This is a genomic window from Staphylococcus casei, assembly GCF_030294405.1.
GTDB lineage: Bacteria > Bacillota > Bacilli > Staphylococcales > Staphylococcaceae > Staphylococcus > Staphylococcus succinus.
In genome coordinates this window covers 1980207-1997091 of the sequence record NZ_CP125718.1, presented here as the reverse complement: position 1 = coordinate 1997091, position 16885 = coordinate 1980207, and the positions used below count along the sequence as shown (strand labels likewise).

Annotated in this window: 16 protein-coding genes and 1 pseudogene; 13 read left to right on the top strand and 4 right to left on the bottom strand. The window is 33.3% G+C overall.

What is annotated here, in order from left to right; all coding sequences use genetic code 11:
* Nucleotides 1-2: 2 nt before the first annotated feature.
* The 3 genes and pseudogenes from QMO72_RS09630 (at nucleotide 3) to QMO72_RS09620 (ending at nucleotide 3692) form a co-directional block, all read left to right on the top strand.
* Nucleotides 3-1085, top strand: a pseudogene (locus QMO72_RS09630) (ABC transporter ATP-binding protein).
* Entirely contained in the window at nucleotides 1075-2019 is a 945-nt protein-coding gene (locus QMO72_RS09625; RefSeq protein WP_103266117.1) for an ABC transporter ATP-binding protein, read from the top strand. Before QMO72_RS09630 ends, QMO72_RS09625 begins: the two are co-directional and overlap by 11 nt.
* 20 nt (nucleotides 2020-2039) lie before the next feature.
* Nucleotides 2040-3692, top strand: a complete 1653-nt coding sequence (locus QMO72_RS09620) for a peptide ABC transporter substrate-binding protein (protein ID WP_103266116.1) — start codon at nucleotides 2040-2042, stop codon at nucleotides 3690-3692.
* Between the two features lie 119 nt (nucleotides 3693-3811).
* On the opposite strand, the gene trpS is transcribed toward QMO72_RS09620, so the two are convergent.
* Complete coding sequence (gene trpS / locus QMO72_RS09615) at nucleotides 3812-4798, bottom strand: tryptophan--tRNA ligase (RefSeq protein WP_103266115.1); 987 nt, start codon at nucleotides 4796-4798, stop codon at nucleotides 3812-3814.
* Nucleotides 4799-5103: 305 nt separating this feature from the next.
* On the opposite strand from trpS, the gene spxA reads away from it, so the two are divergent.
* The 5 genes from spxA (at nucleotide 5104) to QMO72_RS09590 (ending at nucleotide 10598) form a co-directional block, all read left to right on the top strand.
* Nucleotides 5104-5499: a transcriptional regulator SpxA gene (gene spxA, locus QMO72_RS09610; RefSeq protein WP_040030144.1), complete on the top strand. Its 396-nt coding sequence runs from the start codon at nucleotides 5104-5106 to the stop codon at nucleotides 5497-5499.
* Nucleotides 5500-5842: 343 nt separating this feature from the next.
* Nucleotides 5843-6562: an adaptor protein MecA gene (mecA, locus tag QMO72_RS09605; protein ID WP_103266217.1), complete on the top strand. Its 720-nt coding sequence runs from the start codon at nucleotides 5843-5845 to the stop codon at nucleotides 6560-6562.
* Between the two features lie 243 nt (nucleotides 6563-6805).
* Nucleotides 6806-7801 (top strand): competence protein CoiA, encoded by a 996-nt coding sequence (locus QMO72_RS09600; RefSeq protein WP_103266216.1) that lies wholly within the window; start codon nucleotides 6806-6808, stop codon nucleotides 7799-7801.
* 48 nt (nucleotides 7802-7849) lie between these two features.
* Complete coding sequence (gene pepF, locus QMO72_RS09595; protein ID WP_069823370.1) at nucleotides 7850-9658, top strand: oligoendopeptidase F; 1809 nt, start codon at nucleotides 7850-7852, stop codon at nucleotides 9656-9658.
* Between the two features lie 325 nt (nucleotides 9659-9983).
* Nucleotides 9984-10598, top strand: coding sequence for an NAD(P)-dependent oxidoreductase (locus tag QMO72_RS09590; protein WP_103266215.1), 615 nt, complete (start codon nucleotides 9984-9986; stop codon nucleotides 10596-10598).
* Between the two features lie 161 nt (nucleotides 10599-10759).
* Here QMO72_RS09590 and yjbH read toward each other — a convergent pair whose 3' ends face one another.
* The 3 genes from yjbH to QMO72_RS09575 form a co-directional block, all read right to left on the bottom strand.
* Nucleotides 10760-11548 carry a protease adaptor protein YjbH gene (yjbH, locus tag QMO72_RS09585; RefSeq protein WP_046837366.1) on the bottom strand — a complete coding sequence of 263 codons (789 nt, stop codon included), beginning with the start codon at nucleotides 11546-11548 and terminating at the stop codon, nucleotides 10760-10762.
* 17 nt (nucleotides 11549-11565) lie between these two features.
* Nucleotides 11566-11937, bottom strand: coding sequence for a truncated hemoglobin YjbI (locus QMO72_RS09580; RefSeq protein WP_069823372.1), 372 nt, complete (start codon nucleotides 11935-11937; stop codon nucleotides 11566-11568).
* 88 nt (nucleotides 11938-12025) lie between these two features.
* Nucleotides 12026-12610: a CYTH domain-containing protein gene (locus QMO72_RS09575; RefSeq protein ID WP_103266214.1), complete on the bottom strand. Its 585-nt coding sequence runs from the start codon at nucleotides 12608-12610 to the stop codon at nucleotides 12026-12028.
* 185 nt (nucleotides 12611-12795) lie between these two features.
* Here QMO72_RS09575 and QMO72_RS09570 point away from each other — a divergent pair, with 185 nt between their 5' ends.
* The 5 genes from QMO72_RS09570 to mgtE are packed head-to-tail and all read left to right on the top strand — an operon-like array spanning nucleotide 12796 to nucleotide 16883.
* Nucleotides 12796-13143, top strand: coding sequence for a UPF0738 family protein (locus tag QMO72_RS09570; RefSeq protein ID WP_046837369.1), 348 nt, complete (start codon nucleotides 12796-12798; stop codon nucleotides 13141-13143).
* A gap of 16 nt (nucleotides 13144-13159) precedes the next feature.
* Nucleotides 13160-13795 (top strand): GTP diphosphokinase, encoded by a 636-nt coding sequence (gene yjbM / locus QMO72_RS09565; protein ID WP_046837370.1) that lies wholly within the window; start codon nucleotides 13160-13162, stop codon nucleotides 13793-13795.
* Between the two features lie 12 nt (nucleotides 13796-13807).
* On the top strand, nucleotides 13808-14617 hold the full coding sequence (locus tag QMO72_RS09560; protein WP_046837371.1) for an NAD kinase: 810 nt from the start codon (nucleotides 13808-13810) through the stop codon (nucleotides 14615-14617).
* Nucleotides 14617-15471, top strand: a complete 855-nt coding sequence (locus QMO72_RS09555) for an RluA family pseudouridine synthase (RefSeq protein WP_103266213.1) — start codon at nucleotides 14617-14619, stop codon at nucleotides 15469-15471. Before QMO72_RS09560 ends, QMO72_RS09555 begins: the two co-directional genes overlap by 1 nt.
* 26 nt (nucleotides 15472-15497) lie before the next feature.
* On the top strand, nucleotides 15498-16883 hold the full coding sequence (gene mgtE, locus QMO72_RS09550) for a magnesium transporter (protein ID WP_241966312.1): 1386 nt from the start codon (nucleotides 15498-15500) through the stop codon (nucleotides 16881-16883).
* The last annotated feature ends 2 nt before the right edge of the window (nucleotides 16884-16885 follow it).

The window sequence follows — 16885 nt, the reverse complement described above, 5'->3', positions numbered from 1 at the left end:
ATATGTCAGAACGAATATTAGAAGTTAACAACTTGCATGTTTCCTTTGATATCGATGCAGGGGAAGTGCAAGCAGTCAGAGGCGTCGATTTCTTTCTAGATAAAGGAGAAACATTGGCGATTGTTGGTGAGTCAGGATCTGGGAAATCCGTGACGACTAAAGCAATCACGAAGTTATTCCAACGTGAATCAGGTCGAATTAAAAAAGGAGAAATCAATTTTTTAGGTGATGATTTATCAAAAAAATCAGAACAGGAATTGATTAAGTTACGAGGCAAAGACATTTCAATGATCTTCCAAGATCCTATGACTTCGTTGAATCCAACGATGAAAATTGGTAAACAAGTTATGGAACCTTTGATGAAACATAAAAATTATAACAAGATTGATGCGAAAAAAAGGGCGCTAGAGATTTTGAATATGGTTGGTTTACCAAATGCAGAGAAACGGTTTAATGCTTATCCCCATCAATTTTCAGGAGGGCAAAGACAGAGAATTGTTATTGCAACTGCATTAGCGTGCGAGCCTAAAGTATTAATCGCTGATGAGCCAACCACAGCACTTGATGTAACGATGCAAGCACAAATATTAGAATTAATGAAAGAATTACAAGATAAGATAAGCACGTCTATTATCTTTATTACACATGATCTAGGCGTTGTTGCTAACATTGCAGATCGTGTTGCGGTGATGTACGGTGGTCAAATGATAGAAACTGGAGAGGTAGATGAGATATTTTACGATCCAAAGCATCCTTATACATGGGGACTGTTATCATCTATGCCCGATTTAACGACAGGGTCAGAAACTGAGTTATTAGCTATACCGGGCACGCCACCAGATTTATTACATCCACCCTAAGGAGATGCATTTGCAGAACGAAGTCAATATGCATTAGATATTGACTTTAAGTCGCCACCACCTTGGTATCAAGTATCGCCAACACATTTTGTGAAATCATGGTTGTTAGATGAACGCGCACCTCATGTTGATCCACCAGAAATGGTACAAAAACGTTTACGTAACATGCCGAATAATTACGATAAACCTCAACAAGTAGAAAGGGTGTCGTTTGATGGACAATAATAAAGAAGTATTACTACAAGTGAAAGATTTAAAACAATATTTTAATAAAGGTAAACATAATGAAGTAAGAGCCATTGAAAACATTTCTTTTGATGTATTTAAAGGAGAAACATTTGGATTAGTAGGGGAATCGGGATGTGGTAAATCTACAACTGGTAAAGCAATTATTAAATTAAATGATATTACAGATGGTGAAATCTTGTATGAAGGTATAGATATACAAAAGATTAAAAATCGTAAAGACTCATTAAAATTTAATAAAAAAATACAAATGATTTTCCAAGATCCATACGCTTCTCTAAACCCAAGGTTGAAAGTTATGGATATTGTGGCAGAAGGCATTGATATTCATAAACTTGCTACTGGTGTGAAAGATCGTAAAAGACGTGTATATGATTTATTAGAAACAGTAGGGTTGAGTAAAGAGCATGCAAACCGCTACCCACATGAGTTTTCAGGGGGGCAAAGACAACGTATAGGTATTGCTAGAGCTTTAGCAGTGGAACCTGAATTTATTATTGCGGATGAACCTATCTCAGCATTAGATGTGTCAATTCAAGCGCAAGTTGTCAACTTGTTGTTAAAATTACAAAGAGAACGAGGAATTACATTCCTATTTATCGCCCATGACCTTTCTATGGTTAAATATATTTCTGACAGAATTGCAGTCATGCACTTTGGTAAAATCGTCGAATTAGGTAGTGCAGATGAAATTTATAATCACCCATTACATCCATATACACAATCACTTCTTTCTGCTGTACCACAGCCAGATCCAGAGAGTGAAAGAATACGTAAAAGAACGATTTTTAAAGAAGATACATCTAAAAATAACCAAAGAGTATTGCATGAAGTACGTCCAAGTCATTATGTATTTACAACAGATGAAGAAGCTGAAACGTTAAAATCACAAATACAAAAAGCATCTGTATAACAGGGGAAAGGGGGATTTCGATGAAAAAATTCAAAATATTTACCATACTTATAGCGTTATCTGTTGTGTTAGCAGGTTGTAGTAGTGCAGAAGGTGTATATTCAGATAAAGGCCAAGTATTTAGAAAAGTACTACCACAGGATATATCATCATTGGATACAGCACTTGTAACAGACACAGTATCATTTGATGTGTTTAACCAAATATATGAAGGTTTATATACATTAGATAAAAATGATAAAGCACAGCCAGGTGTAGCGAAAGAAATGCCTAAAAAGAGTAATGGCGGTAAGACGTTAACAATCAAGCTGCGTAAAGATGCCAAATGGTCAAACGGTGATCCAGTAACAGCACAAAACTTTGAATATGCTTGGAAACGTGTCGTCAATCCTAAAACAGCATCAGAGTATGCATATATAATGTATGATTTGAAAAATGCGGAAGCAATTAATACAGGTAAAAAAAATATAGATGAATTAGGCGTCAAAGCTGTGAACGACCATACACTAAAAGTAGAATTAAATAAACCCATTCCTTATATCAGTGAATTGTTAGCATTTGCGACATTTATGCCGCAAAATGAAAAAGTAGTGAACAAATACGGAGAACAATATGGGACAACCGCTGAAAAGTCAATCTATAATGGCCCATTCAAAGTAGAGGACTGGAAAGTTGAAGATAAAATTCAACTTGTGAAAAACAAAGACTATTGGGATAAGAAAAAAGTACATTTAGATCGAGTAAACTATAAAGTGTTGAAAGATCAACAAGCGGGTGCTTCATTATATGATACAGGATCAGTTGATGATACGCTTATTACTGCTGATCAAGTTGATAAGTATGAAGGCAATCCTGGTCTGAAAAAACGACTGTTAGCAAGTACATTTTATGTCAAATTAAACAGAGACAATGTTCCTGAATTTAAGAATAAAGACTTAAGACTTGCGATTTCTCAAGCCATTGATAAAGAAGGCTATGTGAATGCGGTTAAAAATAATGGTTCGTCAGCAACTGATGGTTTTACATCTAAGTACACTGCAAAATCGCCTGACGGTAAGGATTTTACAGAATCGATTCAATCGCCATTATCATATAATCCTAAAGCAGCGAAAAAGCATTATGACAAAGCGAAAAAAGAATTAGGTATTAACAACCTAACATTCACGATGAACACAGAAGATACAGCTGATGCAAAAATTTCGGCAGAGTATATCAAGGCCCAAGTTGAGAAAAATTTACCTGGCGTTACAATGAAGATTAAGCAACTACCATTTAAGCAAAGAATAAACCAAGAACACTCAGAAACATTTGAGGCTTCGCTTTCTGGATGGGGTCCAGATTATCCAGATCCATTAACATTCTTAAGTATTATGACGACAGGTAATGCGTCTAATAACACAGGATGGGGAAACAAAGAGTACGATAAACTCATCAAAGATGCGAATGGCAAATTATTACAAAAGCCAGATGAACGTCAAGCGGCAATGAAAAAAGCCGAAGAAATTATGTTACAAGAAGCACCGGTTGCGCCGATTTATCAAAAAGGGGAAGCACATTTAACCAATCCTCAAGTTAAAGGTTTATATTATCATCAAATCGGTGGCGATACTTCGTTGAAAGAGGTACGCATCAACAAAGATATTGATAGAGACACAGGTAGCAATAAAAAATAATATAACAAGCAATATTATGATAAAAAAAGGCCATCTCATTTATAGTTGAGGTGGCCTTTTATGTTTTATCAATATATATAAACACAGCCTAATCATATTAGACTGTGTTGGGAGTTTTATCATTTACGACCTAAGCCCATCGCTTTTTCCATTTTTTTCAAGGTTTTGAATGAAACCTTTTGAGCTTTATCTCTACCTTCATCTAAAATGGTATCCAATTCCGCTGAATTATAGTAATGATTGTACTTTTCTTGGAATTCAGTTAAGAATGTTTTTACTATGTCAGCTAAATCTGTTTTAAAGACACCATAATTTAAATCTTGGTATTTGAGTTCAAGTGCAGCTAATGATTCATCGGTAAGACTTGAATAAATAGATAATAAGTTAGAAATACCTGGTTTGTGTTCTCTATCAAATTTAATTATGCCATCCGAATCTGTAACTGCACTTTTAATTTTTTTGGCAGCAGCATTTGGATCGTCTAATAAAGAGATGAAGTTTTTTTGATTGTCATCACTTTTACTCATCTTTTTAGTTGGGTCTTGTAAACTCATGACACGCCCACCTACTTTTGGCATGCGAATTTCAGGTTTAACCAAAATATCATTGTAGCGACTATTAAATCGGTCTACTAAGTTTCGTGTTAATTCCATATGTTGTTTTTGATCATCGCCTACAGGTACGATATTAGTATTGTAGATGACAATATCCGCAGCCATTAATGGTGGATAAGTTAAGAGGCCAGCAGGTACACCTTCAGTTTGTTTTAAAGATTTATCTTTAAATTGTGTCATGCGCTCTAATTCACCAATAGAAGATATGGTTGTCAGCATCCAACTTGCTTGAATATGTGCTGGTACTTCTGATTGGATAAATAGTGTAGATTTTTCTGGATCAATACCAGAAGCTAAATAAATAGCAGCAAGTTGTCTCGTTTGTTTTCTTAATTTCAAACGATCTTGTGGAACCGTAATTGCATGTTGGTCCACGATGCAGAAGAAACAATTGTAATCATCTTGGACTTCTCCAAATTGTTTTAATGCACCAATATAATTACCGAGCGTGGGTATACCACTAGGCTGGATACCTGAAAATAATGTTTCCATTTTTTGGATGCCTACTTTCTAAAATTTAAATTTTTACATATTACCTACATTATAACAGTATTTCATTCATTTGTAAGTTATGTTAAACTAATAGGCATACCTAAGATTTCAGTCAATAATTATTGAGAAAATCTATTATTTTAAACATTTTGAAAAAAGTTAAGAAATTCTCATTTAATTTTAATGTTGAAAGGGTATACTATGATTGTAAGGTTAGGAAGCGGAATATTACTATAATATTTCTTAATCATATAAATAATGAAATCTAATGAATTATATTCATGAAAAATAGGAGAGTGAGATGTATGGTAACACTATTTACTTCACCAAGTTGCACATCTTGCCGTAAAGCGAAAGCATGGTTACAAGAACATGACATTCCGTATACGGAGCGTAACATTTTTTCAGAACACTTAACAATTGACGAAATCAAACAAATTTTAAAAATGACTGAAGACGGAACAGATGAGATCATCTCTACACGTTCTAAAACTTATCAAAAGTTAAATGTAGACATCGATGCATTACCACTTCAAGATTTATATTCAATTATTCAAGATAATCCTGGTTTGTTACGTCGTCCAATCATTTTAGACGACAAGCGTTTGCAAGTAGGCTACAATGAAGATGAAATTAGACGTTTCTTACCAAGAAAAGTGCGTACATTCCAATTACAAGAAGCGCAACGTATGGTTGATTAAAATAAATAATAAATACTAGCCATAAAGTGACATTTATTCATGTTGCTTTGTGGTTTTGTTATTTTAAACAAAGATGCAGCATCCTCCGCATATTTCAAAAAAGCGAGGGCTTAAATTATTCAAGTATACATTAGACTAGCTGCATTTGATGTGAACAAAAATGACAAAATCGCAACAGCACTCAAATATAAAGTGCTGTTTTTTTGGTTTATGCGAGGGGATATGTTAATATAAGAGACCGAATAGGAAATGGTAAAATTTAATCAAACAAATGAATTGTAATTTTTACTATATTCTAATACAATTATGATTACTATTCATCGACTGTAAGGAGTGAGATGATATGAGAATAGAGCGTGTTGACGATACTACTGTTAAATTATTTATAACATATAGTGATATTGAGGCTAGAGGATTTAAACGTGAAGATTTGTGGACAAATCGTAAACGTGGGGAAGAATTCTTTTGGAATATGATGGAAGAAATCAACGAAGAAGAAGATTTTGTTGTTGAAGGACCGCTTTGGATTCAAGTGCATGCATTTGAAAAAGGCGTGGAAGTAACGATATCTAAATCTAAGAATGAAGATCTTATTAATATGTCAGATGATGATAATGAGCAACTTGATTATCAAGTCAATGATTTGTTGTCACAAACTTTTGATCAAGAAGATAGCTTGGAAGATTTATTTGAACAACGCCAACAGCAAAAAGAGAATGCACAACAACAAGAGCATAACGAACGTAAGCAACAAAATACGCGCACAGTTATTGTTAAATTCAACGATTTAGAAGAAGTTATTGATTATGCACATCATAATAATCAAAAAACTGATGAGTTTGAAGATTTATTATATAGTCTTAATAATATTTATTATTACGCTATTCACTTTGATGAATCCGTAGATCAAGAAGCAATTAATGATAGCTATAGTCAATTACTTGAGTTCGCATATCCTACTGACAAATCAGAAGTATATTTAAACGACTATGCTAAAATTATTATGAGCCATAATGTAGCATCACAAGTACGTCGTTATTTTCCAAGTACCACAGAAGAATAATTAAATTGAGTCAATGATTGAAGATAAATATAAGTGATGAAGCGTTCGGGTTATAAAGCGATACTTTCATAGAGACCAATTAGATTTCAAAAATCTAATTGGTCTTTTTTGTATACAATCAATTAGCAAAAATTGTGGAAATATAATGAAATCATGAGTTGAAACCTATTTAAATTGAAACATATGCATATATAAAAGTAATCATGCGGGCTTAAACGTGTAATATTATGAGGTGATGTATCAATGTTACGTGCTAGAAGCGAAACCAACTCAATTGTTCTCGCTAACCAAGCGGTAAAAGGGGTGAACTATATGTGCCCTCATTGTAATAGAAGTGTTATCTTCAAAAATGGTGGTATGAAGAGAGCACATTTTGCACATAAAAATAAAAGTGATTATTACTGTCATAAAGGGGAAACCCTGGAACATTATCAACTTAAATATTTACTTGCACAATGGTTCGAGTATCATGCTATTGATGTCGCACTTGAACCTTATGTACCTCAAAGTTATCAATATCCAGATTTAATTATTAATCATACCACTGTAATAGAAATTCAATTTTCTCAAATACCGATTTTACAAATTCAAAAAAGAACTAAATCATTATTAGCTTTAGGTTATAGTGTAATTTGGATTATCAAAAACCCTAATTACAATGAAACAATGCAAACATTAAAGCTGAGTAATTATGAGCGAACATTTATTAATAATGATGAGCGTAGATTATTTGCCTGGGATGAGGAAACGCAGCAACTGTATCAATATAGCGCATTACAATTTTTAGGTGGTCAACTCTATTGTGCTAAAAGAAACAAAGTGTCGATAGGTGCTGTCATACGTAAACCAGCAGATGAAGATAATAAGCTATTATTCAAACTTAAAGCAGCAGCCATCCGCCGTTATATGAAACAGTGCCGACTTAAACGCACTGTATTGGAACCATCCTTAAGTGTTATGTATAATTTACGTATAACGGAAACATGGGTATGTAATCATTTGGGGCTGATTTTTCCTGAACAATTATATATCAAATCTCATCCTATCTATTGGCAATTACAATTGCTTTTCATGTTACACAACAAGGACTATAAAGAGTGTCTCTTTTTGGATTTAATTGAGTTTAATCCATTTTATATGAACAATATAGACAAAGTAAAAATCGTTCGAAAAGTTGTGAGACAATTTCAACAATTGTATATTGTTAATGAAGTGAATAGCGTGCAAAATTTACTGTGACGTGAGAAAATTATCTTAAGGAATTTATTAGGAGGTTTACTAATTATTATGAGTCAACAATTAACAAGAGAAGAACAAGAACGTAAATATCCAGAATATACATGGGATCTAACTACTATATTTGAAAATGATGAAGCTTTTGAAGCTGCTTTTAAAGAAGTAGAAAACGAATTAGGACAAGAGCAACAGTTTCAAGGTCATTTAGGTGATAATGCACAAACATTATATAATGCATTAGCTTTAGAAGATGAATTAGGTTCAAAATTAGAAAAAGTCTATGTGTATGCACACTTAAAACAAGATCAAGATACAGCTAATGATAAATATACGGGCTATGAATCACGTGCACATCAACTCATCATTAAATTTAGTTCAGGTTGGAGCTTTTTAGTACCAGAAATTTTACAAATTGAAGAAAGTACCATCCAACAATTTATTGAAACGAACGATGATTTGAAACGTTATGCCTTTGATTTAAAATTAATTAATGAGAAGCGTCCACATGTACTAAGTGCGGATAAAGAAAAATTATTAACTGAAGCACAAGATGCATTATCTACAGCAGATAATGTATATGGCATGTTTAGTAATGCAGACTTAGAATTCGAAGACGCGATAGATAAAGATGGCAACCATCATGCGCTGACACAAGGTACGTTTATTAAATGTTTAGAATCTGACGATCGTATTTTAAGAAAATCAGCTTTTGAAAATTTATATAAAGCTTATGGTGCGTATAATAATACATTAAGTGCTACTTTAGCAGGAGAAGTTAAAAAGAATGTATTTAATGCAAAATCCCATAATTATAATACTGCGAGAGAAGCTGCATTAAGTAGAAATCATATTCCAGAAGCAGTATATGATAATTTAGTGAAAACAGTTCATGACTATTTACCTTTATTACATCGTTATACTGAATTACGTAAAGAATTGTTAGGCTTAGATGATATGAAGATGTATGACTTGTATACACCTTTAGTTAAAGATGTGAAATTTGAAATGCCATATGAAGAAGCCAAAGATTGGATGGTCAAAGCACTACAACCAATGGGAGAAGAATACATGAAGGTTGTTGATGAAGGACTGAATAATCGCTGGGTTGATGTTTATGAAAATAAAGGTAAACGCTCTGGAGGATATTCTTCAGGTGCACATTTAACAAATCCATTTATATTATTGAACTGGTCGAATACAGTATCAGATTTATATACATTAGTACATGAATTTGGTCATTCAGCGCATAGCTATTTTAGTCGTCAAAACCAGCCGCCAAACTCAAGCGACTATACAATCTTTGTAGCAGAAGTAGCTTCTACGTGTAATGAAGCGTTATTAAGTGATTACATGGATAAACACTTGGACGATGATCGTAGATTATTATTACTTAACCAAGAGCTAGAACGTTTCCGTGCAACATTATTTAGACAAACAATGTTTGCAGAATTTGAACACAAGATTCATCAAATTGAGGAAGCAGGGGAGCCACTTACTGCCAACCGCATGAATGAAGAATATGCTGAATTAAATAGAAAGTATTTTGGTGATTCAGTAGAAACAGATGAAGATATTAGTAAAGAGTGGTCAAGAATCCCTCATTTCTATATGAATTATTATGTGTATCAATATGCAACTGGATATAGTGCGGCACAAAGTTTAAGTCAACAAATTTTAACAGAGGGACAACCTGCTGTGGAAAGATATATTAATGAATTCTTGAAAAAAGGTAGCTCAAATTATCCAATAGAAATACTTAAAAATGCGGGCGTGGATATGACGACACCCGAACCAATTGAACAAGCTTGTCAGGTATTCGAGCAAAAATTAGACGCTTTTGAAAAACTTATGAAAGCTTAGTGTTGATGTATTCGTTTACAATATGACAAGTTTGTGACAAAGCATATTTATTTGAACTTAAAGGTTGAAAGGGGCATATGAGCGTGTTATATTATAAACATGAAATTAATCACATAACAAACATACCCCTTTGTTTGAAGTGAAAAAATTTCTCCCATCCCCTTTGTTTAGCGCCGTGTAATCAGACACGGCGTTTTTTTTATGCCTTTTTTTAGTTGTATCACACCAATCACCAACAATGAATATCTATTCAGTTGACTTTAGGTAAAGAAAGTTGTAAACTCAACTTGTATCTAAAATAAATACAAGGAAGAGGTTATTTATTATGAAAATTGCAGTTGTAGCAGCGAATGGTAAAGCAGGAAGCTTAATCACTAAAGAAGCAGTAGAAAGAAATCTAGATGTAACAGCAATTGTGAGAGGTAAAAACAAAACTATTGCCTCACAAGTAGTTCAAAAAGATATATTCGATTTAACTAAAGCAGATTTAGCACCTTTCGATGTGATTGTGGATGCGTATGGACAAGCCGACGTAAATAAACTAGATGAGCATAGTAAGACATTGAAACACTTAAGTGATTTAGTCAGTGGAACGAATCAACGATTACTAATTATTGGTGGTGCTGGCAGTTTATTTGTAGATGATGCACACACAATAAAATTAGTAGATACACCAGATTTCCCTGAACAATTTAAACCTACGGCACAAGCTCAAACGAAAACACTTGAAGAAATAAAACAGCGTGATGATGTCAATTGGACATTTGTAAGTCCGGCTCCAGACTTCCAATTTGAAGGCGAGAAAACCGGTGATTATAAAGTGAGTGATGATAAAGTTATTGGAACTAGCGTAAGCTATGCAGACTTTGCAAAGGCTGTGGTAGATGAAGCGATTAATGGAACATATATTCAAAAACGTTTTGCTGTATTTGCAAAATAAGCAGTGATAAAAGTATTAAGAGCATCTATCATATAGTGAGAAATGATATAAGTCATTGATTCATAATGAAAAACAAAAAGCTGTTAAGAAATCATTAGTCCTAATGATTTCTTAACAGCTTTTGTTTAGTGAAATACCTACAATAGTAAATCTCCAAGTATTCAAATTTTAGATTTCCAAAATTTACCGTCTGGAGATTGAAGCTTTTCAATTTTTTGTTGTAATGCTAATTTTTTAAGTTCTTTATTCATAACTTTTTCAGGCCATTCATAAATAGTTAGCAACTCTTCTTTAGTAACAAGCTGTTGTTGTTGAATATAGCTCTCTAAACTAGGCGGTAATTCTTTTTCAATAGACGTGCCTATAAGTTCATTTATGATATACGTATATATATGGTATGGGTATAAGCCTTCAACTTTTAATCCTTCTTCATGAACATCTTCATTAAAGAATACAAGTGTGGGTGCTTCTTCAATATCCATCTCTCGCGCAATGTGCAAATCAACTTGTAAACTATCTTTCAAACAATTATTATGCAAGTCTTCTTTAAACACTTCATAATCTAGACCCGCATTACTGATACAATTATTAACCATAGATTCCGTAATAATGTCCCGTTTAGGTATAATTTCATTTTGCACAAGGTGGATAAAGCGCTCTGCACGTAAACGGCCTTGAAGTTCTGCTGCCTTATAGGATAAAGCAATATTATCTAAATCAGATGTACTTTGAGCTTGGCATTTCGTCAAGACTCGTAATGATGGGTTGAGTATATGCCTTATACTGATATATTGTTTGTATTCAATACGTAATTTAGAAAGAATTGCTGATAATTTAAAGCATTCTTTACTAAAAGGATCGAAAAATGAATAAATTTCAATCTTACTCACAGGTGAAAGATTTGCATCTTCACGACTATTAGTATTTATTAATTTTAGTTCTTCAGTCATGTTTATTTCACCTACAATTAATTTTCGGAATTAACCATGTGATTCGCTGTTAAACGTAATCTTTCGTATAAATAATCACCGACACCTAAAGGAAAATTTGCATGTTGAATTGCAATATACATATTTTCTAGCCATGCATCGCGTTCAAAACTTGTAATTATAAAACTTAAGTGACGTTTTTTTAACATTGGATGGCCATGCTCTTCTGAATAAAGATTTGGACCACCTAAAAATTGAGTCAAAAATTGCTTTTGTTTTCTACTTGTTTCTTGAAAATCTCCAGGAAACAAATGATTGATTCTATCATCGTTTTTAACTAATTCGTAAAAATGATCTATCATTTCATTTAAGGCATCTTGTCCAATGATTTCGTAAGGTGTTTGCGTCATAATATCACCATATTCTTGTTAATGTATTACTAATATAACATGAATATTTACATATGGAAGTAATTCGACTTCTCGTACTTGCGCGCAATTAGTTTTTATTTAAATTTGATTTACGTTTGAAAAATCTTTGTACTTTGTTGTCAGGAGTCACATGAGTAATATCAAATTTTTTTAAGATAGATTTAAAGTTGATTAGCCCTTCATTATAATCAGTAACTTCATATTCTAGTTCATAATCTTGATAATCTAAGTACTTGCTTTTGTCTAAGACAAGTAAATTACCTTGAACTTCTGTTTCTAATCGGTCGGTTGTTAAAGCCCCTAATATAACGAGGTTATTCATATCGATATCCATTTTAGAAAGTTCCGCGATGATGTCTGTAGGTAAATCTTGTTCTGAAATCGTTTTGTCTAACGCTGGTATGATGTGAGTTTCAAAATTGTATTCCATTAGACCAATTTTTGATGGAACTTTTAAGGTCATTTCATAACTTTCGTTTTTTACACGAATTCTCAAAGCAGACTTATGATTACGTAAATCAAACTGAGGTGTATCTATATAGTAGTTAGTTTGAGTGAAAGGATGGTTGCCTTGGAAATATGCACTATAAATTGCTTGATATTGTACTTCAGATAATAATTGTTTGAACTCTATTTCGTTGTTAGTTGCCAAAACAAACACTCCTTTGGAAATATATAATAGTTAATTTTAAAGCACTTTCTACATAATTCAAATTGAATTGCTTTTATTTTGAAAATTAATTGAAAATTAGAGTATTGATGACATTTCATTAGTCTTGTAACGTGTTATGTACGCTGGAATTATGTTAAAATAATGAGGAATAAGGAGGAACAAGCATGCGTATATATGTAAATGAAATTAAAATAACAGATGATAGTATAAAATGTTATACAGAAGAATCAACAGAAGGTTTACAAGAAGCAGGACAAATGCTTGTTGATAGTGATAATTATAGTTTTGCATATATCTTAGATAATGGACAATCATATTCATATTTAATATTTGTTCAAGAAACATGGTCTATGCTACATGAAAACAAAGGTAAAAAAATTATAATTAATGATAATTTAGAACTAGAACAATTCGAAAGTGAATTTAATTACATACTGGATAACATTCAGGGTAATTTAAACTATGGTAAAGAGTTCGTTTCCGTTGTAGAAGATACTTTCGAATTAGAGTGAAGCGGAGTGAGGCACAATGAATCAATGGGATCAGTTTTTATCTCCCTATAAGCAAGCTGTGGATGAGCTAAAAGTTAAGTTAAAGGGACTTAGAAAACAATATGAGGTAGACGATAATGCATCTCCAATAGAATTTGTTACTGGTAGGGTTAAACCTATGACTAGTATTATTGATAAGGCGAATAAACGCGAAATTTCTTTTGATAGACTCCACGAAGAAATGTATGATATTGCCGGATTGCGTTTAATGTGCCAGTTTGTTGATGATATTGATATTGTGGTTAACCTTCTCAGACAACGTCAGGATTTTAAAGTAGTAGAAGAACGAGATTATATTAGCAATACGAAACAGAGTGGTTATCGTTCATTTCACGTTATTATTGAATATCCAATAGAGACGCTTGATGGGGAAAAGAAAATATTAGCGGAAATTCAAATTAGAACGCTAGCGATGAATTTTTGGGCAACTATAGAACATACACTGCGTTATAAATATGATGGCGATTATCCACCAGAGATTCAACACCGTCTAGAAAGAGCGGCTGAAGCGGCATTTTTGCTAGATGAAGAAATGTCTGAAATAAAAGAAGAAATTCAAGAAGCACAAAAATATTATTCTAAAAAGCGTGCGAAGAAGCATGACAGCGACTAGGGAGGTGTCATCTTGCGATATACGATATTATCTAAAGGCGATTCAAAGTCAAATGCATTAAAGCATAAAATGATCAATCACATGAAAGATTTTCAAATGATTGAGGATGCAGATAATCCAGAAATAGTCATTTCAGTGGGTGGTGATGGTACATTATTACAAGCTTTCCATCAATATAGTCATATGTTATCGCGTTGTGCGTTTGTAGGGGTTCATACTGGCCATCTAGGCTTTTATGCAGACTGGTTGCCACATGAAGTCGAAAAGTTAATTATAGAAATTAATAATTCGGAGTTCCAGGTTATTGAATATCCATTGCTCGAAATCATTATTCGCTATAATGATAATGGTTATGAAACGCGTTATTTAGCTTTGAATGAGGCCACTATGAAAACTGAAAATGGATCTACGTTAGTGGTTGATGTCAATATTCGAGGCAATCAATTTGAGCGTTTCAGAGGTGATGGTTTATGTGTATCTACACCATCTGGATCTACGGCATATAATAAAGCGTTGGGCGGTGCATTAATACATCCTTCTTTAGAAGCTATGCAAATTGCAGAAATTGCATCTATTAATAATAGAGTCTTTAGAACAGTGGGTTCACCATTGGTGTTACCGAAACATCATACGTGTTTGATTACACCAGTTAATCACGATACGATTTTAACCACGATTGACCACGTCAGTATTAAGCATAAGAATGTAAACGCGATACAATTTAGAGTTGCTAATGAAAGAGTGAGATTTGCAAGATTCAGACCATTTCCTTTTTGGAAAAGGGTACACGACTCATTTATTTCTAGTGGAGACGATGAATAATGAAATTTAAGTACCATATTACTTCTCCTGAAATGCTAAGAACATTTTTACAAAAAAAAGATTATTCAAAGAAGACTATAAGCGCCATTAAAGATAATGGCGCTTTATTAGTTAATGGACAAGCCGTTACAGTGAGACGGCAGCTTGTAGTGAATGATGTATTAGAGGTACACCTTAGTCAAGAGGTTCCGAGTTCAAATTTAATTCCATTTATACAGCCATTAAATATATTATATGAGGATGAATATTTACTTGTTGTATCGAAAAGCGCTTTTCAAAATTGTGCACCATCTAAAGACCATAAACATGGTAGTTTAGTTGAACAAGTGTTAGGTTATTTTAATGATATGGACCTTCCAATAACACCACATGTGATTACACGTTTAGATCGTAATACATCAGGTATTGTAATTTTTGCTAAACATGGATTTATACATCATTTGATGTCTCAGACGACGCTAGCTAAATATTATTACTGTATTTGTTATGGTGCTGTAGAAGACGCAGCATTGATTGATGCTCCAATTGGAAGAGAGCCATCAAGTATTATTCAAAGACGTGTAGATAGTAATGGTAGACAAGCGCAAACCCAATACAAATGTCTTCAACGATTGCCAAACTATAGTTTGTGTAAAGTACAATTACTGACTGGTAGAACGCATCAAATCAGAGTACATTTTCAGCATATCGGTCATCCTTTAGTTGGGGATGATTTATATGGCGGTGCACATCCTATTTATAAACATCAATTATTGCGTTGCGTCCAAGTTTCTTTTGTACATCCTATAACACATAAAACAATTGAAATTCATGATAAATATGACGCGATAGAATCTATATTTAATATGATATAATTTAATCATTCATGGAGGTGGGAAAAGTGGCCAATGAAAAAGATTCAATCGGTTTAGAGGATGAACAAGTATATGATCAAGCGTTACTAGATCGTTTACTATTCCAAAGTAATATTGATGAATTTAGAGACGAATTTTTATCAATGCACACATACGAACAAAGTGAATACTTTGAAGATAGTAATGAGGAAGTGCGTCAAAGGATATATGAAGTGTTATCACCAGAAGAAGTCGCTGATTTCTTTGAACAATTAGAAATTGACGAAGAAGATTATGAGGCGCTTTTTGATACCATGGATGCTACATATGCAAGTAAAGTACTAGAAGAGATGTCTTATGATAATGCTGTAGATATCATGAATCAACTTTCTAAACAAAAAATTGTTAGCTTACTTACATTAATGAACAAAGAAGATGCTAAGGAAATTAAAGCATTATTACATTATGAAGAAGATACTGCCGGCGGTATTATGACGACGGAATATATTTCTTTAAAAGCAACGATGCCTGTGAAAGAAGCGCTCATGCACGTTAAAGAGCAGGCGCCAAATGCTGAAACGATATATGTCATATTTACGGTCAATGATCATAAGCAATTAGCTGGTGTACTTTCATTAAGAGATTTAATTGTGGCAGAAAATGATGCTTATATTGAAGATATCATGAGTGAACGTGTGATCAGTGCGAATGCAGCAGATGATCAAGAAGATGTTGCACAAAAAATGCGAGATTATGACTTTATTGCTATGCCAGTTGTAGATTATCAAGATCACTTACTTGGTATTATAACAATCGATGATATATTAGATGTCATGGATGAAGAAGCTAGTGAAGATTACTCACGCTTAGCGGGTGTGTCAGATGTTGATGCTACGAATGATTCAATATTAAAAACAGCAACAAAACGTTTACCCTGGTTAATCATCTTAACATTTTTAGGTATGATCACCGCGACAATATTAGGTTCTTTTGAGGATACATTATCTAAAGTAGCTCTATTGGCGGCATTTATTCCGATTATTAGTGGAATGTCTGGTAATTCAGGCACTCAATCACTTGCCGTATCCGTAAGAAATATATCCACCGGTGAGATAGATGAACAAAGTAAATTTAAAGTGGCTTTAAGAGAAACAGGAAGCGGATTTTTTAGTGGATTAGTTTGTTCTATTTTACTATTTATTATAATTATTATACTATACGGTCAACCTATCTTAGCAGTTATTGTAGGCGCTAGTTTAACTATTGCCATGACAGTTGGGACGTTAGTCGGTTCCATGATTCCATTAGTGATGAATAAACTGAAAATCGATCCTGCAGTTGCTAGCGGGCCATTTATTACAACGATTAATGATATTGTAAGTATGTTAATTTATTTTGGATTAGCAACATCATTTATGTCTTATTTAACATAAGG